At 64.4% G+C, this 22,859-nt stretch carries 20 protein-coding genes; 9 read left to right on the top strand and 11 right to left on the bottom strand.

Annotated features, from left to right (window positions below; all coding sequences use genetic code 11):
• Window positions 1-8 precede the first annotated feature (8 nt).
• Window positions 9-1,922, bottom strand: a complete 1,914-nt coding sequence (locus tag BGP00_RS02625) for a sialate O-acetylesterase (RefSeq protein ID WP_292921572.1) — start codon at window positions 1,920-1,922, stop codon at window positions 9-11.
• A gap of 310 nt (window positions 1,923-2,232) precedes the next feature.
• On the opposite strand from BGP00_RS02625, the gene BGP00_RS02630 reads away from it, so the two are divergent.
• Complete coding sequence (locus BGP00_RS02630; protein WP_292921570.1) at window positions 2,233-4,173, top strand: glycoside hydrolase family 127 protein; 1,941 nt, start codon at window positions 2,233-2,235, stop codon at window positions 4,171-4,173.
• Here BGP00_RS02630 and BGP00_RS02635 read toward each other — a convergent pair.
• The 6 genes from BGP00_RS02635 to BGP00_RS02660 form a co-directional block, all read right to left on the bottom strand.
• The gene (locus BGP00_RS02635; protein ID WP_292921568.1) at window positions 4,155-5,480 is read right to left on the bottom strand and encodes an MFS transporter; all 1,326 of its coding nucleotides are present in this window, start codon (window positions 5,478-5,480) and stop codon (window positions 4,155-4,157) included. The two genes, BGP00_RS02630 and BGP00_RS02635, sit on opposite strands and share 19 nt — an antisense overlap.
• Window positions 5,477-6,400, bottom strand: a complete 924-nt coding sequence (locus tag BGP00_RS02640; protein WP_292921566.1) for a TauD/TfdA family dioxygenase — start codon at window positions 6,398-6,400, stop codon at window positions 5,477-5,479. The genes BGP00_RS02635 and BGP00_RS02640 overlap by 4 nt, the downstream gene beginning before the upstream one ends.
• A complete protein-coding gene (locus tag BGP00_RS02645; RefSeq protein ID WP_292921565.1) occupies window positions 6,397-8,025 on the bottom strand; it encodes a thiamine pyrophosphate-requiring protein in 1,629 nt (542 codons plus the stop codon). The genes BGP00_RS02640 and BGP00_RS02645 overlap by 4 nt, the downstream gene beginning before the upstream one ends.
• Complete coding sequence (locus BGP00_RS02650) at window positions 8,022-8,996, bottom strand: TauD/TfdA family dioxygenase (RefSeq protein ID WP_292921564.1); 975 nt, start codon at window positions 8,994-8,996, stop codon at window positions 8,022-8,024. The genes BGP00_RS02645 and BGP00_RS02650 overlap by 4 nt, the downstream gene beginning before the upstream one ends.
• 75 nt (window positions 8,997-9,071) lie before the next feature.
• Entirely contained in the window at window positions 9,072-11,504 is a 2,433-nt protein-coding gene (locus BGP00_RS02655) for a TonB-dependent receptor (RefSeq protein ID WP_292921562.1), read from the bottom strand.
• Window positions 11,505-11,605: 101 nt separating this feature from the next.
• The gene (locus BGP00_RS02660; protein ID WP_292925698.1) at window positions 11,606-12,403 is read right to left on the bottom strand and encodes an IclR family transcriptional regulator; all 798 of its coding nucleotides are present in this window, start codon (window positions 12,401-12,403) and stop codon (window positions 11,606-11,608) included.
• Between the two features lie 101 nt (window positions 12,404-12,504).
• Between BGP00_RS02660 and BGP00_RS02665 the strand changes: the two genes are divergently transcribed.
• Window positions 12,505-12,894: a nuclear transport factor 2 family protein gene (locus BGP00_RS02665; RefSeq protein WP_292921558.1), complete on the top strand. Its 390-nt coding sequence runs from the start codon at window positions 12,505-12,507 to the stop codon at window positions 12,892-12,894.
• Window positions 12,891-14,240, top strand: coding sequence for an MFS transporter (locus BGP00_RS02670; protein WP_292921556.1), 1,350 nt, complete (start codon window positions 12,891-12,893; stop codon window positions 14,238-14,240). Before BGP00_RS02665 ends, BGP00_RS02670 begins: the two co-directional genes overlap by 4 nt.
• On the opposite strand, the gene BGP00_RS02675 is transcribed toward BGP00_RS02670, so the two are convergent.
• From BGP00_RS02675 to BGP00_RS02685, 3 genes are read right to left on the bottom strand one after another with little or no spacing between them, the layout of a single operon-like run.
• Complete coding sequence (locus tag BGP00_RS02675; protein ID WP_292921554.1) at window positions 14,225-14,686, bottom strand: DUF3237 domain-containing protein; 462 nt, start codon at window positions 14,684-14,686, stop codon at window positions 14,225-14,227. The genes BGP00_RS02670 and BGP00_RS02675 overlap by 16 nt on opposite strands.
• On the bottom strand, window positions 14,683-16,368 hold the full coding sequence (locus tag BGP00_RS02680) for a CocE/NonD family hydrolase (RefSeq protein WP_292921552.1): 1,686 nt from the start codon (window positions 16,366-16,368) through the stop codon (window positions 14,683-14,685). The genes BGP00_RS02675 and BGP00_RS02680 overlap by 4 nt, the downstream gene beginning before the upstream one ends.
• 1 nt (window position 16,369) lies before the next feature.
• Window positions 16,370-16,852 (bottom strand): DUF3237 family protein, encoded by a 483-nt coding sequence (locus BGP00_RS02685; protein WP_292921551.1) that lies wholly within the window; start codon window positions 16,850-16,852, stop codon window positions 16,370-16,372.
• Window positions 16,853-16,934: 82 nt separating this feature from the next.
• Between BGP00_RS02685 and BGP00_RS02690 the strand changes: the two genes are divergently transcribed.
• Window positions 16,935-17,411 carry a MarR family transcriptional regulator gene (locus BGP00_RS02690; protein ID WP_168601546.1) on the top strand — a complete coding sequence of 159 codons (477 nt, stop codon included), beginning with the start codon at window positions 16,935-16,937 and terminating at the stop codon, window positions 17,409-17,411.
• A 33-nt stretch (window positions 17,412-17,444) separates the two neighbouring features.
• Here BGP00_RS02690 and BGP00_RS02695 read toward each other — a convergent pair whose 3' ends face one another.
• Window positions 17,445-17,618 carry a hypothetical protein gene (locus tag BGP00_RS02695; RefSeq protein WP_292921548.1) on the bottom strand — a complete coding sequence of 58 codons (174 nt, stop codon included), beginning with the start codon at window positions 17,616-17,618 and terminating at the stop codon, window positions 17,445-17,447.
• Between the two features lie 158 nt (window positions 17,619-17,776).
• On the opposite strand from BGP00_RS02695, the gene BGP00_RS02700 reads away from it, so the two are divergent.
• The 5 genes from BGP00_RS02700 (at window position 17,777) to BGP00_RS02720 (ending at window position 22,839) form a co-directional block, all read left to right on the top strand.
• Window positions 17,777-18,028, top strand: a complete 252-nt coding sequence (locus BGP00_RS02700) for a hypothetical protein (RefSeq protein ID WP_292921546.1) — start codon at window positions 17,777-17,779, stop codon at window positions 18,026-18,028.
• A gap of 73 nt (window positions 18,029-18,101) precedes the next feature.
• A complete protein-coding gene (locus BGP00_RS02705; RefSeq protein ID WP_292921544.1) occupies window positions 18,102-18,521 on the top strand; it encodes an SgcJ/EcaC family oxidoreductase in 420 nt (139 codons plus the stop codon).
• 135 nt (window positions 18,522-18,656) lie between these two features.
• Window positions 18,657-20,351, top strand: a complete 1,695-nt coding sequence (locus BGP00_RS02710) for an ABC transporter ATP-binding protein (protein ID WP_292921542.1) — start codon at window positions 18,657-18,659, stop codon at window positions 20,349-20,351.
• On the top strand, window positions 20,348-21,448 hold the full coding sequence (locus BGP00_RS02715; protein ID WP_292921540.1) for an HlyD family efflux transporter periplasmic adaptor subunit: 1,101 nt from the start codon (window positions 20,348-20,350) through the stop codon (window positions 21,446-21,448). Before BGP00_RS02710 ends, BGP00_RS02715 begins: the two co-directional genes overlap by 4 nt.
• Window positions 21,445-22,839 (top strand): TolC family protein, encoded by a 1,395-nt coding sequence (locus BGP00_RS02720; RefSeq protein WP_292921538.1) that lies wholly within the window; start codon window positions 21,445-21,447, stop codon window positions 22,837-22,839. The genes BGP00_RS02715 and BGP00_RS02720 overlap by 4 nt, the downstream gene beginning before the upstream one ends.
• Window positions 22,840-22,859 lie beyond the last annotated feature (20 nt).

Below are 22,859 nucleotides of genomic sequence, written 5' to 3' on the forward strand. Positions count from 1 at the left end.
GCGCCCTTTCATGGCGCAACCGGCAGGGCAAAGCCCGGCACCGGGATCTGGCGCGCATCAAACAGGTTGACCACCGGACTGTCGGCCCAGGCATAGCGCACCTGCGCCACCGGCTTGCCGTCATCGGCCAGCACCACGCTGTCGCCATCCACCCGCGCGGCGGCATAGCGGCATTGCCCTGCACCATCGCACAGTTCAAAACCAATCGGGCCGGGCGCGCTCCATGCCTGCAACCCGCCCTCGATGCCGGAAAAGCGGATGCGCACGCCGCCCGCCTCGCGCCAGGCCTCCAAGGGCATGGGCATCGCCACCCCGCGCGCGGCCAAAGCCAGGCGCTTGCCCAGCAAGGGCTTGTTGGCGGGGTGAATATCGGTGCGCTCGCCAATGTCGATGGCGCTGACCAGAGCGGCCTGCGGATCACCAGCAGCCACGCGGCGCTGATCGTCGCGCAGCGCGGCCCATGTGGATGCGCCGGGTGCGGTATGCACCGGGCCGTAATCGGCCAATTGCACGATCTCGACCGCCAGTTTCGCGCCAAATTGCCGCCGCCATCCCGCGATCAACGCCTTCAGGCGATCAGCATAGCCGGGCGTATCGACATCGCTTTCCCCCTGATACCACACCGCCCCTTTCAGCGCGAAGGCGCCAAGCGGGGCGATCATCCGGTTGTGCATCACGCCGATGCCCGCATTGGCGTCCCATGGGGTGCGCGGCGGATTGGCCCCCGCGCCCGAAATACTGAAGCGCCAGCCATCGCCCAGCGGCATGGTTTCCCCGCCCGCGATACGCAGCGCCAGCTTGTCCGCGCTGCTGGCAAAGCCGCCATTGCCATAGGTGTTGGTCACGGCCACCATGATCTCGTTGACGCCTTCGTGCAGATAGGCGGGCGGCAGGCGATATTCGCGCTGATAATCCCAGCCGAAACTGTTGCCAACAACGCGCCCGTTCACATAGGTCACATCCATGTCATCCAGCACGCCCAGCGCCAGCACGGCCCCGGCAGCAGCCTGCTCGCGGCTCAGCGTCACCTGACGGCGCAGCCAGACCGTACCCAGCGGCTTGGCGGCCAGCGGTGTGCCTTCCCATGCCAGCCAGCCCTGGATCGAGGGCACCGGCTGCCAGCTCAGCGTGTCGGGCTGCAGCCATGGCTGACCGCCCCCGGTGGCGCCGCGATACCATGCCTCCCAACGCGGCGAAAAGGCGGTGACGGCGGCCAGCGGATCGTTCTCAAAGCGCTTGATGGAGGCCATCTCCGCGCTGCCGTAAAGCGCCAGCCCGGCCTCCGGGCTGAGCCATGGGCGGATTTGCGAGCCGCCCCAACTGGAATGGATCGCCCCCATCGGCACTTTCAGCGCCTTGCGCAGATCGCGCAGCATGAAATAGCAGGCCGCCGAAAAGCTCGTGACGCTCTCACGCGCGGCGGATTGCCAAACCACTGGCCGGGCAAAGGCCTCCCGCGGGGAAAAGGAAATGGCCTGCGGAATGGTCAGCAGGCGCAATTGCGGATCACTGGACATGGCAGCCTCGAAACCGCCGTTCAGCGCCCGCGCCACGGGGAATTCCATATTCGATTGCCCCGAACATAGCCAGACATCGCCCACCAGCAGATCGTGGCGCACGATCCTTTCGCCGCCCGCCTCCACCGTCAGATCAACCGGCACCTCCGATGCCTCACGCGCGGGAAAGGTCAGGGCGAAATGGCCGGTCCTGTCGGCGCGGGCCTGCGCCTGCGCGGCGCCGAGCGATGCCTTGACCGTCGCGCCCGGCATGGCGGTGCCTCCGACCACAACCGGGGCCTCGCGTTGGATCACGCCATGATCGCCCCACACCGGCGACAGGTTGAGCGAGGCCGCCTGCGCCGCGCCGCCCGTCAGCGCCGCCCCAAGGATCACAGTCAGCCGCCCATAGCTAGCCAAATTCATCGCATCATCTCCGTCAGGGAGGAAAGGCTGCCGGGGCGAGGTCGGGCGGAAACAGCCACCATCAGCACCACTCACCACTGTCCCGCCAAACTTCGGTAAAAACCGGCCTTACGGCAAGCCGCGGGCGTATCAGACATCCGTTCCACCATTTTTTGATAACGCTATCCTAATAAGGTCCCCCGCGAACGGCAAGAGAGAAAGCAATCATTTTCGGGCTTGGCGCCCATTGGTAATCAGGGTCTTGGAGCCATGGATTTTCCCTGATAGGATAACGCTAACTTTGCATAATCAAGAAACAAGGGGGAGAGCCTTGACCCATCCGACCTGCTGCACCGGACATTCCCGGCGAGAAATACTGGCATCGGCCGCCACATCGGCCATTGCCCTCGGCCTCCTGCCGGCAGGAGCGGGCGCGGTGACCAAATCCGTCCTGCCCGCATTCGGCAAGGCCCGGCTGCGCCCCTTCGATCTGGCCGATGTCGAACTGGGCGAAAGCCCCTTTCTGCATGCCCAGAGGATGACCGAGGCCTATCTCCTGCGGCTCCAGCCCGACCGGATGCTCCACAATTTCCGCGTCAATGCCGGATTGCCGCCCAAGGCGCACGCCTATGGCGGATGGGAATCCGAGCCGATGTGGCAGGACATCCATTGTCAGGGCCATACGTTGGGCCATTATCTGTCCGCCTGTTCGCTGGCATGGCGCTCCACCCGCGATGTCCGTTTCCGGCAAAGGGTGGACCATATCGCCGCCGAACTGGCCGAATGCCAGAAAGCATCCGGCACGGGCCTCGTCTGCGCCTTTCCGGAAGGGGCCGGGCTGGTCGCGGCGCATCTGCGCGGGGAAAAGATCACCGGCGTTCCGTGGTACACGCTGCACAAGGTCTTTGCCGGATTGCGCGACGCCGCGCTGCTGGCCGACAGCACCCTTTCGCGCGATGTGCTGATCCGTCTGGCCGACTGGGCGGTGATCGCGACGCGCCCCTTGTCCGATGGGCAGTTCGAGGCGATGCTCGATACCGAACATGGCGGCATGAACGAGGTTTTGGCCGATCTCTATTTCATGACCGGCAAAGAGGATTATCGCCTGCTGGCCCGGCGCTTTTCGCACAAGGCGATCCTGACCCCGCTGGCCGCCGGGCACGATCAGCTCGACGGGCTGCACGCCAACACGCAGATCCCCAAAATCGTCGGCTTTGAAAGAGTTTACGAGGCAACCGGCGATGAAACCTATCGCGATGCCGCCCAATTCTTCTGGAAAACAGTGGTCAATAACCGCTCCTTTGCCACCGGCGGCCATGGCGATAATGAACATTTCTTTCCGACGGCCCAATTCGACAAACATGTCTTTTCCGCCAAGGGGTCGGAAACCTGCGGCCAGCATAATATGCTCAAGCTGACACGGGCCTTGTTCCTGAACGATCCCTCGGTCGATTATGCCGATTTCTACGAGCGCACGCTCTATAACGGCATCCTTGCCTCGCAAGACCCCGACAGCGGCATGGTCACCTATTTTCAGGGCGCCCGGCCGGGCTATATGAAACTATACCACAGCCCGGAGGATTCCTTCTGGTGCTGTACGGGCACAGGCATGGAGAACCATGTCAAATATCGCGATTCCATCTATTTCCACGATGGCCGCACGCTTTACGTCAACCTGTTCATCCCATCCGCCCTGCATTGGCGCGAGCAGGATGCGCAACTGGTTCAGACCACGAATTTCCCCGAAAGTTCGGTGACCCATCTGCGCTGGAAACTGACGCGCCCCGCAGACCTGACCCTCAAATTGCGCCATCCCGGCTGGAGCCGAACCGCCGCCGTGCTGGTCAATGGCAAACAGGTGGCGCTCTCGGCCACGCCGGGCCGCTATGTCGAAATAGCCCGCACGTGGCGCGATGGCGATGAGGTCGAACTGCGCCTGATCATGGAGCATGGGACACAGAGCGCGCCCACCGCGCCCGATATCGTGGCCTTTACCTATGGTCCGCTGGTGCTGGCAGGGGCTTTGGGGGGCGAGGGGCTTGCTCCCGGCGCCGATATCATTGTCAACGAAAGGAAGTATGGCGAATATAATGACACCGCCTTTGCGGCGCCCGCCATCAGCGGCCCTGCAGAGACCCTGCCGCAGAGGATTAGCCCCGGCGCCGGGCCGCTGGAATTCACGATTGCGTCAACCCGGCAGCAGCCCCTGCGCCTGATTCCCTATTACCGCATCGCGCATGAACGCTATGCGACCTATTGGCGGCTGGGATAGGGCATGGCGCGGGGCCGGGCGGCCTCTGACGGCAGAAAGGCGGCGCGCAGGAAACACAGGCCCGCCAGAACCGGCGTGACCGCGATGATGAGCATCGAATAGCGCACCGCCAGAGGGCCATATTCCGCCGCCAGCCTGTCATTGAGCAGGCCCACGGCGCTAGGCCCCACGACATTGCCCAGAAAGCTGGCGCCGAACAGGATCACCGAAATCGCCAGCGCGCGCTGGCCCGGCCGGACGACATTCATCGTCGCGGCATAGATCGGCCCCTGATGGATCAGCGAAAGAAAACTGGTGGCGACAAAGCCGGAAAGCCAGAGGGCGCGCGCATCGCCCAGCAGGAACAGCGCCTCGGCGGGCCCGGCCAGAATGCAGGCGATGGCGGGAATGGCCATACGCCAACTGTCGCGATGAGCGGGCAGCCGATCAATCAGGAATCCCCCCGCCAGCACACCCGCCGCACCGACAAAGCCGCGCACCGGTCCCACCGTCCCGGCCACCTCGGCAAGGCCCATATGATGCACGCGGGCAAAGAAGGTGGGCGTCCACGCCCCCGCCGCCCAGACATTGGCCCCCATCAGCGTCACGCCCAGAAACACCCAGCCAAACCAGCGGTTGCGGAACAGGTCCGCCACATCGCCAAGGATCGCGCCGCCCGTCATCTCTCCGCCGCGCGGACGGGCCGCATCGCCCCCCCCATGGCTCTGCCGCGCAGGTTCGCGCACCGTGGCGATGAAGAGCAAGGCCACCACCAGACCGGGCGCCCCCATGGCCAGAAACATCGCCCGCCAGCCATAATGCTGGGCCACCCACCCGGCGATGGGAAAGAAGATGATGAAGGCCAGCGAATTGGCCGTGCCGAATATGGCCATGGCCAGCGGACGACGGCGGGGCGGGACCAGATCGGCGATGATCGAATTGGACGGCGGCATCGCGCAGGCCTCGCCCGCGCCCATCAGAAAACGCGCCATCGCCAATTGCCAGACCGAACCGACAAAGCCGGTCAGCGCGGTCATCAGGCTCCAGAAGGCCAGGCCGAAGGTGATGATGTTGCGCCGGTTATAGCGATCCGCCAGCCAGGCGATCGGCACACCCAGCACCGAATAGAGCAGAACAAAGGCCACGCCCGTCACCAGCCCCAGCACCGTATCGGACGCGCCGAATTCGCGCTTGACCAGCGGCAGCGCCAGCCCGAGCAAGGCCCGGTCGAGATAGTTGAACACCGCGATCAGCGTCAGCAGCGCCAGCGGCCAGCTCGCTTTCCACGGCCAGCCTGCCTCTTTATCCTGAGCAATGGCTTCGCTCATGGCTTCTCTCTCCCCATTTGAGCCGTCAGTCGGTGATCTTCATCCATGCGCAGCCCCAGTTCAAGCAGGCCCGGACCGGCGCGCGGGGCCAGCGCGGAGCGTATCCACAGGCGGAAGAGCAGGCGGGTATGTCCGGCCCGGTCGGCAAAGGGCATGCGACCATGCAGCCAGCTCCAGTTATGCCAGAACAGCATGTCGCCCGGCATCAGGTCAAACAGGCTGCGTGCGGCCAGCCGACCGGCAACCGCCTCCATACGCTCGATCGCGGCGGCCAGAGCGGGCGGCAGATCCTCGCCCCGTTCATGGGCCGCCTGACGCAGAAAATAGCCGTTGAAGGCCACCTGCGCCCCGCGTCCGCCCTGGGGCATGAACAGGATCGGCAGGCGAGGGCGAAGCCTGTGCCGCGAGGCCAGAGCCGGGTTGGTGCCCCAAGGATAACCCTTGGCCAAGGCGGGAAGATGCTGCGGCGCCTCATCCAGCATCGCGTCATAGAGATCGCGGGCCGACAGCAGCAGGCTTTCCCCGCCCGCCGATGCGCTGCGAAAACAGCCCAGCGCCAGAATATCATGCAGATCGGTATGGGGCCGCAGTTCAAGGTCGGAATGGGTTCCGCGCGCGGCCGGATCATCGCCCCGCCGCTCCACACGGGCCACCATCTCGCCCTGCGGAGACTGGATCGCGGGCGTGCCCAGCCAGCCGCCGATCCGCGCAAGGACCGAGGCAAAGCGCGCCTCGCCAAACGCGGCAGGGTCCGGCCCGCGCAGCAGGATCGCCCCCGGACCGCGCGCGAAATTGGCGGTCATATCATCGCGCAGATCGGCCAGAGCCTCCTCCCGCCCATCCAGCAAAGCCTGCACCTCCCCGGTGGTCAATGGTCGGATGGGCGGGCGCTCCGCCTGCGGGGACAGAAGCTCTGTCACAGCCGCGAAGCTCTTGTTTCCTTGGCGGTCATGAATTCCAGCAACGCGGGCTGGCCCGCCTGCGTGGCGGCGATCCCGCGCCGGATGGCATCGCCGATCTGCGCGGGGTCGGTGATCCTTTCGCCATAGCCGCCCAGCGCGCGGGCAAAATCGGCATAATGGCCGGAGATGGCGGTGGCGTGATAGCGCTCTGTAGCAACCGGCATCTGGTCGAGCTCGATCGCCATGGCCGAATTGTTGAGCAGGATCGAGAGGATCGGCAGGCGTTCGCGCACGGCGGTTTCAAAATCCATGCCGGTAAAGCCGATCGCCGCATCGCCCCAGACATTGATGCACAGCCGGTCCGGGCAGGCCAGTTTTGCCCCCATCGCCAGCCCCAGCCCATAGCCAAGCTGGGTGGATTTGCCCCAGCCGATATAGCTGAGCGGGGTGATCGATTTCCAGAAAGGCGTTAGCTGATCGCGGGGCGATCCGGCGTCATGGGTGATGATCGTACCCGCCACATCCACCGTGCGCTGCAATTCCCACAAGACGCGATAGGGGCTGATCGGCGCATCATCACTTTCCAGCAAAGGCAGCCATTGGGCCAGCCAGGCCTGCTCCACTTTGGCGATTTCCTCGGCCACGGGGGCCATATCGCGCGGGGCGGGCAGCAGCGCGCGCACCGCCTCGATCAGCATGGCCAGCGTCAGTTGCGCATCCCCGATCAGTGCGGCCTCGCAAGGCACGCCCTTGTTGATGTCGGCCGGGTCGAGCGTTGCATGGATGATCGGCACATGACCGGGCATGGCGACGCCAAAGGCGGTCTGGGCAAAGCTGCAGCCGATACCGAAGATGAGATCCGCATGGTCGAGGAAATGGCGCAATTGCCCCGGGATCGCCGCCCCGCCCGAACCCAGCGCAAGGGGATGCGTCTCGTCAAAGGCGCTCTTGCCCTCAAGGCTGGTGGAAACGGGCGCGGCCAGCAGTTCGGCCAGTTCGCGCAATTCGCCGTAAGCATTGGCCCAATGCACCCCCTGCCCGGCATGGATCACCAGACGGGGCGCTGCCACCAACCTTTTCGCAACGGCGGCCACCTGCGCGGGATCGGGGCCATAGCGGGTTGAAACCACCGGCGCATAATCCAGCGCCTCGCCCACATCCTCGGCCAGCACATCCCACGGCATTTCCACCAGAGCGGGCCGCCGCCGCCCGTTGCGCAGGGCGGTGAAGGCGCGGCGCAGGATGGCGGGCGTATCCTGCGCGCGCAGGATCGGCTCGGCGGTCTTGGTGATGTCGCGCATGGATCGGCAGGCGTTGTAATTGTCGGGCACATGGGCCAGCGCCCGCGCATAGCCTTGCGGCAGCACCAGCACCGGCACACTTTCGGAAAAAGCCTGCGCCACGCCGCCATAGGCGTTTTCCGTGCCCGGCCCGTGCTGCATGGCAAAGACGCCCATCTTGGCCCCCCGCGTCATGCGCGAATAGGCATCGGCCATATGCAACCCGGTGCGTTCCTGCCGCACGATGATGGTGCGAATATCCTCCTTGGCGGCGGCCTCCAGCACCGCATTGCGCGGATAGCCGAAGAGGACATCGACGCCCTCGATCTTGAGGATACGCGCAATCGCGGCGCCAACCTTCATGCCCCTTCCCCTGCCGGCGCGGCCAGATCGGCAATGCCCATGGGCCGCTCGCCGATCACGGTGGTGCGGATCAGATGGCGCCGCTCATGCTTGAAATCATGCACGCCGCGATGAAGCGTAAAGCGGTTGTCCCACACGATCAGCGTGTCTTTGCGCCATTTGACGCGGCAATGGTAATGCAGATGCTGGGCAAGGCTTTGCAGATAGTTGAGCAAGGCGCGGCTCTCCTCCTCGCTCCACCCCACGAAATGGCGGAAATAGGCGGTGGTGGCGAAAAGCGCGCGGCGGCCGGTTTCGGGATGGACGCGCACGGCAGGCTGGATGTTTTCCAGTTGGTCCTCGGTAAACCCATGGCTCTCGCGCAGGCGCAGCCGCTTTTCCGGGGGCAGTTTCTCGTTCTTGCTCCACACATCCTTGGCCGAATAGACCACCTGCAGCCCGTCGAGCAGCGCCTTCATCCCGTCCGAGAGATGCTCATAGACCAGATAGGCGTTGGAAAAGGCGGTATCGCCGCCCCATTGCGGGCAATCGAGCGCGCGCATCACAATGCATTTGGGCGGTTGGGGCAGGAACGGGCTGTCAGTGTGGAAATGCTCAAAGCTGGGCACGACATTGACCGGCTCCCACGCCTCGCGGCGCACCTCCTGCATCAGATTGTCGCCATTATAGGTGGGCGCCTGGGGCAATTCGGTCAGTTCGCCGAAATGGCGCGAGAAAGCCTTGTGCTGCTCAGGCGTCAGGTCCTGATCGCGAAAGACGATGACGAGGAAATGCTGAAAGGCCAGCATGATCTCGTCAAGCACCTCGGGCCGCAGGGGCTGGCGCAGATCGACCCCGCCGATCTCGCAGCCGCAGGCGCCGCTGATCGGTTCAACCGTGATATGGCGAAATTCGGGCATGGGCAGCCCGGCGACAATGGGCACGCCGGAGGCCGCGCCAGATGCCGTTGGACTGGAAAAGGAAGTGGCCATGAGAAAACCTCCCGCAAAATGGGATAAAGGGATGGTGGCATTGGATGGTGGGGCGCCACCGGGGCGCCCCGATTTTCAGAAGCGGCGCTTGACCGTCACCGCCCATGTGCGCGGTTCGGCAGGCGTGCCCTGGATCGAATTGGTCGATCCGCGATTGTCGAAAATATCGGTGTAATAGAGCTTGTCGGTCAGGTTGCGCCCTTCGACGGCCAGTTCCCATTCTTTGCCCGCCGTCTGATAGGCGATGCGGGCGTTGACCAGCGTATAGCCCGGCACCTGACCGAAAATGTCTTTGCCCCCGGTGGCGGCGTCGACATTGTTGGCGTTGCGGTTGAAGCTGTCGATATGGTTGACATCGACGCGCGGGGTGATGGTCCCCATGGCGCCAAGGCTCCAGTCATATTGCACGGCAAAGCTCCATTGCCATGGCGAGATATACTGGCCCTTGTCCTCGGTGCCGATGCCGGAGGTGACGGCGGCGGCGCTGACGGAGTCATATTTGAAATCGAGATAGGCGAGCGAAGCTTCCAGCGTCAGGCCGGGCACGGGTTGCAGCCGCATTTCGGCCTCCAGCCCCTTGATCGTGGCATTGCCCGCATTGAGCGGCAACGAACAGGGCGCGGCCGGAACGCCGGGCAGCGGGCAACTGGCCACCGTCACCAGAATATCGGTGTATTTGTTGATGAAACCAGAGAAATTCATCCGCAGGCGGCGGTCGAACAGGTCGGTTTTCAGGCCCACTTCATAGGCGTTGAGCTTTTCCGGGCTGTGCGGCAAAGCCTGCGCCGGAAAGAAGGGGCGAGGGTTGATGCCGCCGCCGCGAAAGCCGGTGGAGAACTGGGCATAGCCCATCACATCATCGTTGAAGCGATATTGCAGCGCCGCGCGATAGTCGAACCGGCCGCCGTTGAAGCCCCCGACCAGCCCGTTGAGCGCCGCAAGCGAAGGCGGGACCGCGCCCCCCGTCGATGATCCCGGTACACCAAAACGGCCATAATAGAAGGTCTTGGACTGATCCGTATAACGGATGCCGCCGATCACGGTCAGGTTCCTGATCGGGCTGATATCGGCATTGGCAAAGACCGCCTTGGTGGTGGCGGGGATCGAATCGTCCTCGATGAAGTTGAGCGTGGTCAGCTCGATCCGCGCCTGATACCGGCTGCGCTTGTAGAAATAGAAGCCGCCCACCGTCAGATTGGCCAGATCGCCGAATTTGGCCGACAGGCGCAATTCCTCGCTGAACTGCTTGTTGTAGATGTTGTTCGCCTGAAGCGAGGGGTTGAGCGGCGAACCGTCGCCGGTGGAATAGGTGCCGTCGAACTGGCGATAGGCGGTGATCGAGGTCAGCTTCAGATTGGGCGTCAGCGTGGCGCTGAGCGTGCCCGAAATGCCCCATGTGTTGAGCGCGGCCTTGAGCGGGGCCTGCCAAGGGGCCGAACCGTCGCGCGGGGCGGTGTCGGTGTAATTCTCGTAGTTGATATAGGGGCTGCGGCTGAACGTGTCCTGCGCATAGGCGCCAAAGGGCGAATAGCTGATGAAGGGCGATCCGGTGGCATTGCCATAAACATTGCCGTTGAGCACATAGGCAGCCGCAGGCGGGCTGGCGATGCCGGTCAGGGTCGAGCCCGGATTGGCATTGCGGCCCACATAGAGCAGGGTCGATGGCGTAGGCTCGCTGTTGTCACGGGTGATGTCCACGGCAATGTCGGCGGTCAGGAAACTGGTCGGCGTCCAGCGAAAGGCCGCGCGGCCCGCGACATAATCCTTGCCCCCTTCGGTGCCCAGTTTGCAGCTCGATCCGGTGACCGAACTGGGCACGGTGCTGCCCGGATGGGTGCAGGCATAGTCATAGCGGGTGACATAGCCGTCCTTGTGCACGCCCACCCCGGTCAGGCGCATATAGAGCTTGTCGGGCGCGATGGTAAAATTGGAACCGCCCCGGATTTCGACGCGATTATAGGCGCCATAGGTGGCCGAGATATAGGCGTCCGGATTGGCATCGGGCTTTTTGGAATAGAGCTTGATCGCCCCGCCGATCGAATTCTGCCCCGCCAGCGTGCCCTGCGGCCCGCGCAGAATCTCCACCCGGTCCAGATCGACCAGATTGAGCAGCGATCCATGCATCGTGGGCAGATAGACATCGTCAATATAGAGGCCGACCCCCGGCTCCAGCGCGAAATTGGTGTCGCGCTGGCCCACGCCGCGAATGTAGGCGACAACCGAGGGGCCGAAACTGGCCGCCGCAGGGCGCAGCGTCACGTTGGGCGCGCTGGACCCGATGTCGGCGATATTGGTGGCGCCGCGCTGCTCCAGCATGGCCGAGTTGACGGCGGTAATGGCGATCGGCACATCCTGCAGCTTCTGGCTGCGGAATTGCGCGGTAACGACGATTTCAGGCGCATTGTTCTTGGCGGCCTGCTCTTCGGCATGGGCCTCGCCGCCAAACAGCGCCATGGCCAGAGCAGCCGACGAAGCGTAAACGAGCACCTTCCCCTTGCGGTAGTTCATTGCCCTCTCCCATTTTTCCCCGCTTTTTTTGCGCCGGGTTACGGGGAGTGACGATAATGTTGAGCAATCAACTTTCAAGCATCTTCCATCTTGCAGAACCACTATTCCGTATTTTGGAATTCTTGGTCCACACCACCCTGCCCCATCGATGCGGCCGCGCTCAGGTTCTGCCCCGCCTCGCGCACGGCCAGCACCAAATCATCCTCGGCATGGAGCAGATAGCGTTTGGACGGCATGGTCACGCCGATACAGCCCAGCACCAGCCCTTCGGCGCCGAACACCGGGGCGGCAATGCCCGCGATCTCGATATCGGGGTCGTAAAAGCGCGAAACGCCCTCTTCGCGCACCTCGCGCAGGCCTTTTTCGAGCTCGCTGCGCGGATCGCGCGGCCGCCCGGTCAAGGGGCCAAAGCGCGTTTCGCGGATAATCGCCTCCATCTCTCCGCCGGAAAGGAAAGCCAGAATCGCCCGCCCCAGCGAGCCCCAGGGCAGGAGAATCTCGCCTCCCCTTTCCACCGCAAAGCGCAGCGGATGGGGCGTCATGACCACATCGGCAATGGTCGCGCGGCGGTCGGTAGGGTTATAGGTGCACAGCACCGCTGTCTCGTGCCAGCGCTCCACCAGCCCTTCAAGCAAAGGCCGGGCGGAGCGGATGACATCGAAACGCGCCACCAGTTGCGAGGCCATCGCATAGAATTCACGGCCCGGCCGATAGGTCTGATGCGCCCCGCGTTCGACGAGTCCCGCCCTCACCATCACCTGCAACAGACGGTGGACCGTGCTGGCGGGCAGGCGCGCGCGCGCGGCCAGATCGCCCAGGCTGAAGCGGTCCGGCCCATGGGCCACCAGTTTGAGCAGATATGCCAGCCTGTCTGCACCGCCGGATGGAACCTCGCGCATCATGCCTCCGAGAATTATGTTGATCTATCAACTTAAGCGGTCAAAGATGGTTCGACAAGAATACGATGGGAGAGCAGATCGCCATGCAGCCACATGCCATCATGGAGAACTATTTAGCCGCCTTCAACCGGGGCGATGAGGTCGCCTATGGCCGATTCTACGCGCCCGACGTCGAGTTGCGCAATGGAACCGGCATCATCCTGCGCGGCGCGGAGGCGATTGTGGCCTATTATCGCAAGGCGCGGGAGGACTTCCATCGGATGATGACGCTGCGCGCCGCTCTGGGCGGGGATGGCGCCATTGCCGCCGCGCTGGCCTCGGTGTTCACAGCAAGGCGCGACGGTGTCGAGCTCTCCGGCCGGACAATGCAGGCAGGCGATACCTATGCCATTGAAAGCATGGCTCTCTATCAAATGCAGGATGGCCTGTTCCGCAGGATCGAGGCCGTCACCCTGTCGCGCCGCCATCGCGCGGCGGGAGAACCGGCATGAGCGCGCCCGCGGCCCCGCGCCGCCGGGTCCTGCTGGTGCTGCTGCTGCTCACCTGCACGCTCAATTTCGCCGACCGGGCGGTGTTTTCCGCCTTGGCCCAGACCATCAAGGCCGATCTTCTGCTCACCGATCTGCAATTGGGCCTGTTGCAGGGGCTGGTCTTTGCCGCGCTCTATGCGCTGGCCGGATTGCCGATCGGCCTGCTGGCCGAGCGGTTCTCGCGCAAGCGGATCATTGCCTCCTGCACCATCATCTGGTCGCTGGCCACGGCGGCCACCGGCATGGCGGGCAGCTTTGCCGCGCTGGCCGCCAGCCGCCTTGGCGTGGGCATGGGCGAGGCAGGCTTTGTGCCCCCCACCGCCTCGCTGGTGGCCGATATCGCCCCGCGTGAAAAGCGCGCCTCCACCTTTGCGCTGGTGATGCTGGGCACGCCCATCGGCACGCTGCTCGGCGCGATGCTGGCCGGGCATATTGCCTTGCTTTGGCATTGGCGCACGGCCTTTCTGCTCTTTGCCCTGCCCGGCTTTGTGGTGGCGGGCCTGCTTCTGCTGCTGGCGCCCGAGCCGGAGCGGGGGCGCTATGACGCCGGCACCAAGGGCGGCAAGGCGCCCCCGGTCGGCGAATTCCTGCGCGAAGTGGCGGGCAATCCCACCCTGCTCTGCGTGATCGCGGGGGGCAGTCTGGCGGGTTTTGGCATGACCTCGATCTCGCAATTTCTGGCGGTGTTTCTGGCGCGCACCCACCATCTGGGCGTGCGCGAGGCGGCGGCCAATTTCGGCCTGATTTCGGGCCTTGCCATCACCTTCGGCCTGATCGTGGGCAGTTTCGGCACCGACTGGCTGGCCCGGCGCGATGCGCGCTGGCCCGCATGGGGCGCGGCCTTCGGGCTGACGCTGGCGCCGCCGATCTACTGGCTGGCCTTTCATGCCGCCTCGCTGGGCGCGGCCTTTGCGCTGCTGCTGGCGGCGGGCGCGTTCCTCCTGCTGTTTTACGGGCCGACCACAGGCATGATCCAGAACCTCCTGCCCACGCGCATGCGCGCCAGCGGCGTGGCGCTCTACACGCTGCTCTATACGCTGATCGGTTCGGGTCTGGGGCCGGTCTTTGTCGGTTTTGTTTCCGACCGGGCGGCGCGGGCCGCTTATGCCGGGCAATATGGCGTGGATTGCCCGGCAGGCATGCCCGCCCATGGCGCCGGCGAGGCCGTGGCCGCCGCCTGTCGGCAGGCGTCAGCGCAGGGGCTGCAAAGCGCGCTGTCGTTGGCGGTGCTGGTGTTCTTTGCGGCGGCGCTGTGTTTTCTGGCCGCCGCGCCAGGGTTGCGCCGGATCGCTCAGACGAGGGCGTAATAGCGAAAGAGCGTGCGGTCCGGGTCGGACCGCCGCTCTCCCCCGCCCACGATCACCGTGCGGTTGAGCCAGTCATGCGGCCCGACGGGCACGCGGAAATAGGGCGTCAGCTTGAAATAGGAAGGCTGGTCCTCACCCGGGCGCGGGCGGACCAGATAACCCAGGTTCTGGATATAGATCATCGTGCCGTCATCGGCGCGCAGCAGGTAATGGGCGCGCAGCTCGATCGTGCCATCCTCACGCGCGGTGGCATAGTCGGCGCCCGAATGGGGCACAACGCTGCCCGTCAGGCGCGGCCCGGTGATTATGCCGCCGATGGCAGGCGTATAACCCTGATGCCCGCCGCCGGGCAAAGGACCAAACAGCGTGCGATCCGCGCCGAACAGCACCTCGATGTCGAACACATGCTCAAGGCGGCAATCGGCAAGGGTTGGCTGCAAAGTCATGGATGCTCCGATGCGGGAAGGAAGGGCAGGATCAGCCGCGAGGCCATGGCCCCGCCGCCGTAAAAGACGTGATGGCCCGCATTGCGCGTATCCTGATGCTGGGGGAAGGGCAGCATGACACCCGGTTCGGGCCGATAAATGTCGCGGCCGGAAATCACCAGCCGCAGGCTCTCACCCGCTTCAAAGCGGACCGAGAAGGGCCAGATTTCGATCTCGACCGGAACGCTCTCGCCCGGCTTCAGCCTTTCCTCGCAGCGGTGGCGATGCACGGGGCGTTCGGGTGTGGAAAGCGCCTCGTCCAATTCGCGATGGCTGGCCCTTTGCCAGCCCAGCGCGATGGGGCCGTTTTCATAAAAAGCGTAGAAGGTGAAGCCCACCTCCTGCCCTGCGGCATCCAGCTTTTGCAGCGCAATGAACAGGTCGGCATCATCACTGCCCTCGGCCTCCACCCAGAGGCGCAGGGCGGCCTGACCGGTGATTTCGGTGGGCCGGTCAAAACGAATCGTGAAATGGGCCTCGCCGTGGGCGGCGTCCTGCCGCAGGCTGGAGGGCGGGGGCGCGGCATCGCACAAGGTGCCCCGCGCCGGATCGAGAAAGAGTTCACGATAGGCCGTGCGCGCGGGCGGCCATTCCCGCTCGGCCCGCTCGTGCTGGACCCCATGTTGCTCGCGGATCTCGATCCGTACCGGGGACCATGCGGCCACAGCGGTAGGGCGATCAAACAGGAAATGCTCGAAAAAGGCGGTCTGCCGGGCGCGGCTTTCGGGGCAATAGTAATGCGCCCACTTCTTCTGACCATGGATGTCCAGCCACTTTTGCGGGCTGCGCATTTGGCGCCACGCCTCGATCGTGCCGCGCAGATGCAGTCCCTGATCCGACCAACTGGCCACGACATAGGCGGGCTGGGTGATCGCGGCCAGATCATAGGATTTCGACAGCCAGTAATCGTCGATCAGCGGATGGGCGCGGACATTTTCCAGCGTATCCTCGGTCCGCCCCAGCGAGAAGCGGATATTGTCCGAGGCGCGCGGCAGGAAGCCGGTTTCGGGAATGCCGCCATGATAGGCAAATTCGCGATACCAGTCGGAAAAGCCTTCCCATGGATTGATCGCGGCCAGCGCGGGCGGATGCAGGGGCGCGACCAGATACTGGATCGCGGCCAGATAAGACACGCCCGTCATCCCCACCCGCCCGTTGCACCATGGCAAACCGGCCAGCCACTCGATGGTATCGGCGCAGTCCAGCGCCTCCTGCGCGCCGTTATGATGGAAATCCCCGCCCGAAAGCCATGCCCCGCGCGGATCGACCACCGCCACGCCCACGCCATGCCCGGCCCAGAACAGAGGATCGGGCGCCTCGAAAGCGGTAAGATCGGAAAGCCAATCCGGGTCCACCCCGGATCGCGGCCAGAACACGCGATTGGTCAGCGCATGTTTGCCGTAAGGCCCCCATGCCAACAGGATCGGCACGCCTTGCTGTGCGCCTTCGGGCCGATAGATGTCGGCAAAGATCTCCACCCCGTCGCGCAGGCGAATGCGATGGTTGCGCTCGATGGTCAGCCCGCGCTCGTTCCATCGGGCAAAATTGGTGGGCGGCAGGGGCGGCTTGTGCGTGGCGCTGTACGGGTCAACACCGGCGCGCATCCGCACCGGATAGGACGGCGCCAAACCCCCGCCCGCCATCTCACATCACCACGAAATAATGGATGCGGTTGGCATTGGGCACTTTTTCCGCAACGCCCACAAAGACATGCTGGCTGAGCCATTCATGCGGCCCGGCGGGCGCATCGAAACGCGGGGTTACGCGCATATAGTAATCGTCAAAGCCGACGGGCTCGTTGCGGCGCATCTTTTCGGCGATTTCTGGGCTGCGCGCCCAACGAAAGCCCCGGTTTTCCAGATAGATGATCGCCCCATCCTCGGCTTCCAGCAAATAGCGCGCATCAAAGTCGATCACGCCGTTGGGGCGAGAAAGCGGATAGTCCCCGCCCGACATGGGCACCACTCGCCCTTGCAGACGAGGCCCCTCGATCACGCCCTGGGCCGCGAAAATCGCCGCGCGCGTATCGCCCCGCGCCCCAGGAGTGATCCAGTAGGGCCGCGACAGGTCGATCGAGATGGTGAAGGCATGTTCCAGCCGGGGCAAAAAAGGATGGATTTGGGTCATGCCCATGTCATGCGCCGCACATGTTGATTAGTCAACATGATTCCCGTTGCATTTGTCCGCTCGCTTTGGCAGCGATCAAAAGATGACTTTGCCTCGGACCTGGGATCTGTTTGGCGGCACCCGTTTGCCGCATCGCCTGCTGCTGCTTGCCCGCATGATGGATCGCGCCACGATGCAGCAATTGCAGGAAAATTTCGCGCTCACTCTGGCCGAATGGCGGGTGCTGGCCTTCATCTGCTCGGCGGGTCCGGCCAGCGCGGCCGACATAGGCGCGGCCTTCGACTCAGACCGGGCCGAGGTCAGCCGCGCGGTCAAACGCCTGATCGAGGCCGGGCTGATCGAGCGCAACAGCAACGAGCACAATCGCAAACGCCAGATCATTTCGGTCCTGCCCGAGGGGCAGGCGCTGTTCGAACGCGCCCGCAAGATGCGCGGCGACTATTTCGCGGCCATCCTTCAGGACATCACGGAGGCGGAGCGCGACCTGCTCAACGAAGCGCTGAGCAAGATCGCCCTGCGCGTAGCCGAACATCGCGATCCAAAGCCCAATTCCCGCTGAACCGGCGCCTTCCGGGCCGGTGACAAAAGGCGCTCAGGGTTTGATTCTGGCGCGATCCGCCTCGGGATAGTCCTCGGGCGAAACCTGGCCGACATTGGGGCGATCCTCGACCTTTTCCGGCTTCTGGCCGCCGCTGGTTTCCCGATCGGGGGCGTCCTTGCTTGGTATCACGTCCCCAAGGGGGCCTTTGCGGTTATGCGAAGTCATGGCTCATATCCTTTTGCCGGGGTGTCGGCACCCCATCTCACGGAAGGGGTGAGCGCTCGTAGAGTTCCGCCTATTTTGTCCCGGCGCGGCGATCCTGTGCATCCTTTGCCCCCGCCATCCCTTTCAAGGTGATGACGAGCCGGGAAAAGGAGCCCCCGATGACGCAGAACATTCGCAAGGACAAGCAAGGCGACCAGATGGGCAAGACCCCGCCCGCCCCCTCCACCCTGACCGAGCAGCGGGACAATCCCGGTCTGGAAGCGGGCGGAACAGGCGCGGTGGGCGCGCAAAAGCCCGCCCCCGGCGAACGCACCGCCGACAGGGATGTGGGCGCGCGCGATGTCGGGGCAGGAAACAAAGGCCATCTGACCTCCATGCCCGACATAGGATCGGGCAAACCCAAGCGCTGAACAGGGATGTTTGGCCAAGACCCGCGCGGCGTCTATTCCATGCGGGTCGCCCGTCAGACGAAGGAACCCGCAGATGATTCGGCCCGAAGATGCCCCGGCAGCCTTTCAGGCAGCGTGGAATGCGCATGATATGGGGGATTTTGCCGCCCTGTTTCACGATGAAGCCACCTTCGTGAACAGGTTTGCCCATTATGTGCGCGGCGTCGATGCGATCATCGCCATGCATCAGCCCCTTCACGAAACAATCTATCGCGATTCCGCTCTCGAGAACGAATTGATCGACGCCGCCCTGATCGATGCCAACACCGCCATCGTCCATTTCTGGAGCCGGCTCACCACCGGCGAAGCTCACCCAGCGGGACCGCATTGTGTCGACACGCTGATCCTTGCCGTCCTTTCCCGGCGGAATGACAATTGGCGGTTTCAGGCGATAGAAAATGTAACACTGTCCAACCCCCGCACAGGCGAACCGATGCTGAGATTTTCCCAATAGATCCGATGGTTTTGGCCTTTTTCTTGGTCATCGCCCTTATTGCTGAAATGTTCTATTTTGTTTCCCCATTTTCCTGATCTTGAAGTGCCATGCCGCCCCGCTATTTCCTTCGCAGGTGCAGTAAACGGGGTAAGCATGGCCAAACAGAATGTGGGGATGAGACAGGTGGCGCGGTGGATTGCGCTGATTCTGGGCCCGGATGGGCCTTATTTGCGTATGGCGCTGCTTTATGGGGCCGCCATTTCCCTGCTCTCGCTGGCCACGCCCATTTCGGTGCAATTGCTGATCAATGCGGTGGCCAATATCGCGCTGCCCGCGCCGCTCTTCACGCTCTCGGCCATTCTGTTTGGCCTGCTGCTGCTGGCCGGACTGCTCAGCGCGCTGCGCGTGCATGTCATGGCGCTGTTCGAGCGGCGGTTTTTCGCGCGGATGATGGCGGAAATCACGCTGCGCGCGGTTCATGCCCGCAATCCCTTCTTTCATGACGCGCGCCACGGCGATCTCTTCAACCGCTTCTTTGACATGGCCACCGTGCAAAAGGCGCTGACCAGCCTGCTGGTGGGCGGCTTCGCCATCGTGCTGCAAGGCGTGGTGGGTCTGGTCGTCACCAGTTTTTACCATCCCTTCTTTCTCGCCTTCAATGTGCTGCTGGTCACGCTGATCGCGCTGATCCTGATGGTCTGGGCGCGCGGGGCCTTCACCACGGCCATTGCCGTCAGCCATTCCAAACATGCCGCCGCCCATTGGCTGGACGGCGTGGGCGGATCGAACGGCTTTTACAAATCCAGCCGCCACATGCATTTCGCCATCGATCAGTCCGAAGCCCTGACCGCCGATTACGTGGCCAAGCATCGCGCCCATTTCCGCTATACCTTTACCCAGACCATCTGCCTGCTGCTGCTCTATGCCTGCGCCAGCGCGGGTCTGTTGACGATGGGCGGGATGCTGATCATCGCGGGCGAGCTTTCCATCGGCCAGTTGGTGGCCGCCGAGCTGATCCTGTCGGGCGTGTTCTATGGCATTGCGCAGATGGGCAATTATCTGGAAACTTTCTATGATCTGGTCGGCGGGCTGGAGGAACTCTCGCTGTTCTGGGATGTGCCGCAGGAAAGCCCGCCCAAGGTCGATGCGCCCGCGCTGCCCAATGGCGCGATTGCCTTTCGCCATGTCGAATTGGGCGATCATCACCTGAACTTCACCGTGGCCAGCGGCGAGCAGCTCGCCATTCTTGCCGCGCCGGGGGTGGACCGCGCCGTCTCGGTCCTGCTCAAGCGTCTTGACACGCCCACACGCGGCCTGATCACCGTGGGCGGTGCCGATATCGGCACCTATGACATGCTGCGCCTGCGCTCGGATGTGGTGGTGCTCGATCGCCCCACCATCGTCGATCTTTCCCTGCGCGACTATCTCTCATTGGCCAGCGGGGATCGCCATGAGGCGATCATGGCCGCGCTTGATCTGGTCGGGCTGGCCGACCGTGTGGGGCAATTGCCGCAAGGGATGGACACGATGCTCTCGCCGCTGGGCTGGCCGCTGGCGGTGGGCGAGACGATGGCGCTCAAACTGGCGGGCGCGCTGTTGGCGCGGCCCAAGGTGCTGGTGCTCTCGCCCCTCTATGACCTGCTGCCCCCCGACCGGCTGGACCGCGTGCTGGATCATCTGCGCCAGACGGAAACCAGCGTTTTGCAATTCACCGGGCGGCCCGAAGGGCTGCGGCGCGACGGCTGGCTGTGGCTGGGCAATCGCGAACAGATCCGGGGCGGGCAATGGGATGACATACGCCCTGTTGCCCAAAGGGCCTCCGGTCTTGGCGCGGAGGCGCGGGCATGAGTCGGTTCGAGCGTTTCGCCACGCTGAGCGCCATGCGCCCGCCGCGCGTGATGCGGGTGGTGGCATGGATGATCGCCCTGTCCATCCCCGCCATTGTCGCCTTCCTGCTGCTGGTGCCATGGGTGCAGACCGCGCCGGGTCGGGGCAGCGTGACCGCGCTCGACCCGCATGACCGGGTGCAGCAGGTCACAGCGCTTGTGCCGGGCCGGGTGGAGCAATGGTATGTGAATGATGGGCAGGAGGTGAAAGCAGGCGCACCCATCGCGCGCATCGTCGACAATGACCCCGATGTCCTGACCCGCATGGCCGCCGAGCGCGCGCAGGTTCTGGCCCAGATCGATTCCGTCGCTCAGGCCATGGCCGTGGCCAAGCTGGATGTGGAACGCACCCGTTCGCTCTATGCCGACGGTTTGGCGGCGCGGCGCGATTATGAAAACACCCAGATCAAGGTGGCCGAACATGCCGCCAAACTGGCCGAGGCCAAGGCCAAGCTGAGCCGGGTGGACATCGCCCTCAATCGCCAGTCGGCGCAGGTGGTGCGCGCCCCGCGCGACGGGCGCATTCAGGCGATCAACACCAGCGTAGGCGCGGCTCTGGTCAGCGCGGGCGACTGGCTGGCCACTCTGGCGCCTGAAAATTCCCGGCGCGTGGTCGAATTGCAGATCGACGGGCGCGATGTCGCCATGGTGCGGCGCGGCCAGCGGGTGCGGCTGAATTTCGAAGGCTGGCCCGCGATCCAGTTCAGCGGCTGGCCCTCGGTGGCGCAGGGCATGTTTGACGGGCGGGTGCGTTCGATCGACCCTTCGGCGCTGGACAATGGCCTGTTCCGTGTGCTGGTCGAACCGATGCCGGGCGCGCGGGCTTGGCCGGACAGCAATTTCGTCCGGCTGGGATCGAAGGTGCGCGGATGGATCCAGATGAACACGGTCAGCGTCGGCTATGAATTGTGGCGTCAGCTCAATGACTTCCCGCTGGAAATGACGCCGCCCGAAAACCCCGGCCCGCGCAAGGGTCTGGGCAAGGCGCTGTCCGACAAGGGCGACAAGGCCAAGAGCAAATCCAAGGCCAAGGATTCCTATGAGGAGGAGGGCAAGTGATCCGCGCTTTTATGGGCATGGCGCTGGCTTTGGCGGCGCCCGCGGCCGGGGCGGCGGAATTGACGCTGAAACAGGTGCTGGCCTCCTCGGCCGCCCATGCGCCGCAGATCCTTGAGGCCGTGGCGCGCCAGAAACAGGCCGATGCGCGGCTGCTCTCGACGCACGGCCTGTATGATCTGGTGTTCGATGGCGATGTGCAATGGCGGGCGCTGGGCTATTATGACAATGCCGCCGCCGAGGCCAAGGCCACCCGCCCGCTGACATCCAACGGCGGCAATTATTACGCGGGCTATCGCCTCTCGATGGGGCCGTTTCCCTCCTATGACGGCAAATCCGTCACCAATTCGCTGGGCGAGGTGAAGGTGGGCGCGGTCTTCTCGCTGCTGCGCGACCGGCTGATTGACGAGCGGCGGGGGCGGATGCAGATCGCCGGGCTGGACACCGATCTGGCGGAGATGGAGCGCGAGATGGTGGCGGTCGGCGTGCAGAGGCGAGCCATCGAAGCCTATCAGCAATGGGTGGCGGCCGGACAGCGCCTGCGCATCTATCAGGACCTGCTCGAACTGGCCTCCGCGCGGCAGGCCTCGATTGAAAAGCAAGTGAAAGCGGGCGCGCGTCAGGCCATGCTGGTGGTGGAAAATCAGCAGAATATCGTGCGCCGCCAATCCCTGCTGGTGCGCGCTCAGCAGGATCTGGCGATACAGGCCAACGCGCTCTCGCTGTTCTGGCGCAACGAAGAGGGCCAGCCCATCGTACCCGGGGCCGAGGATTTGCCCGCCGCCCTGCCCCGCCTTGCCCCGCCGCTGGGTCAGAGCGAGGAGGAAGCGATCAAGGCGCGGCCCGACGTGCAAATGCTGATGACCCGTCTGGCGCAGGCTTCGGCCCGCAGCGCGATGGCCCGGAATGAATTGCGCCCCCGGCTCGACCTGCGCGTCGAAGGGTCGAAGGATATCGGCGATGGTGGCCCCATGGGCTATGTTCGCCGCCCGGCAGAAGCCATTGTCGGCCTGCGCTTCACGATGCCGCTGGAACAGCGGCAGGCGCGCGGCAAGATCGCCGAAGCCGCCGCCGAGACCGACGCACTGGTCCAGCGCCGCCGCCTGCTGGAACAGCAATTGTCGGTCGAGATCGCCAATCTGAAAACGCAGGTGACAGGGTCCGACAGGCTGGCGCATCTGGCCCATGACGAGGCAGGCCTTGCCGCCCGCATGGCCGAGGCCGAACGCCGCCGGTTCAGCCTTGGCGCCAGCGATTTCCTGTTGGTCAACCTGCGCGAGGAAGCCGCCGCCGATGCCCGCCTGCGCCAGGTCGATGCCGAATATCGCGTCTCGGCCTCGCGCGCGGAACTGGCCGCCTCGCTAGTGGATCGCGGGCAATTGGGGCTGGAATAGCGGCTCCCGAACGCCCTTTG

Source organism: Novosphingobium sp. 63-713 (assembly GCF_001898925.1).
Classification (GTDB): Bacteria; Pseudomonadota; Alphaproteobacteria; order Sphingomonadales; family Sphingomonadaceae; genus Novosphingobium.

Coding starts and splice junctions, on each gene's coding strand:
- BGP00_RS02625 (WP_292921572.1), bottom strand. CDS start 1,922: ATGAATTTGGCTAGCTATGGGCGGCTGACTGTGATCCTTGGGGCGGCG.
- BGP00_RS02635 (WP_292921568.1), bottom strand. CDS start 5,480: ATGAGCGAAGCCATTGCTCAGGATAAAGAGGCAGGCTGGCCGTGGAAA.
- BGP00_RS02645 (WP_292921565.1), bottom strand. CDS start 8,025: ATGAAGGTTGGCGCCGCGATTGCGCGTATCCTCAAGATCGAGGGCGTC.
- BGP00_RS02650 (WP_292921564.1), bottom strand. CDS start 8,996: ATGGCCACTTCCTTTTCCAGTCCAACGGCATCTGGCGCGGCCTCCGGC.
- BGP00_RS02655 (WP_292921562.1), bottom strand. CDS start 11,504: ATGAACTACCGCAAGGGGAAGGTGCTCGTTTACGCTTCGTCGGCTGCT.
- BGP00_RS02660 (WP_292925698.1), bottom strand. CDS start 12,403: ATGCGCGAGGTTCCATCCGGCGGTGCAGACAGGCTGGCATATCTGCTC.
- BGP00_RS02665 (WP_292921558.1), top strand. CDS start 12,505: ATGGAGAACTATTTAGCCGCCTTCAACCGGGGCGATGAGGTCGCCTAT.
- BGP00_RS02670 (WP_292921556.1), top strand. CDS start 12,891: ATGAGCGCGCCCGCGGCCCCGCGCCGCCGGGTCCTGCTGGTGCTGCTG.
- BGP00_RS02675 (WP_292921554.1), bottom strand. CDS start 14,686: ATGACTTTGCAGCCAACCCTTGCCGATTGCCGCCTTGAGCATGTGTTC.
- BGP00_RS02680 (WP_292921552.1), bottom strand. CDS start 16,368: ATGGCGGGCGGGGGTTTGGCGCCGTCCTATCCGGTGCGGATGCGCGCC.
- BGP00_RS02685 (WP_292921551.1), bottom strand. CDS start 16,852: ATGACCCAAATCCATCCTTTTTTGCCCCGGCTGGAACATGCCTTCACC.
- BGP00_RS02690 (WP_168601546.1), top strand. CDS start 16,935: ATGACTTTGCCTCGGACCTGGGATCTGTTTGGCGGCACCCGTTTGCCG.
- BGP00_RS02695 (WP_292921548.1), bottom strand. CDS start 17,618: ATGACTTCGCATAACCGCAAAGGCCCCCTTGGGGACGTGATACCAAGC.
- BGP00_RS02700 (WP_292921546.1), top strand. CDS start 17,777: ATGACGCAGAACATTCGCAAGGACAAGCAAGGCGACCAGATGGGCAAG.
- BGP00_RS02705 (WP_292921544.1), top strand. CDS start 18,102: ATGATTCGGCCCGAAGATGCCCCGGCAGCCTTTCAGGCAGCGTGGAAT.
- BGP00_RS02710 (WP_292921542.1), top strand. CDS start 18,657: ATGGCCAAACAGAATGTGGGGATGAGACAGGTGGCGCGGTGGATTGCG.
- BGP00_RS02715 (WP_292921540.1), top strand. CDS start 20,348: ATGAGTCGGTTCGAGCGTTTCGCCACGCTGAGCGCCATGCGCCCGCCG.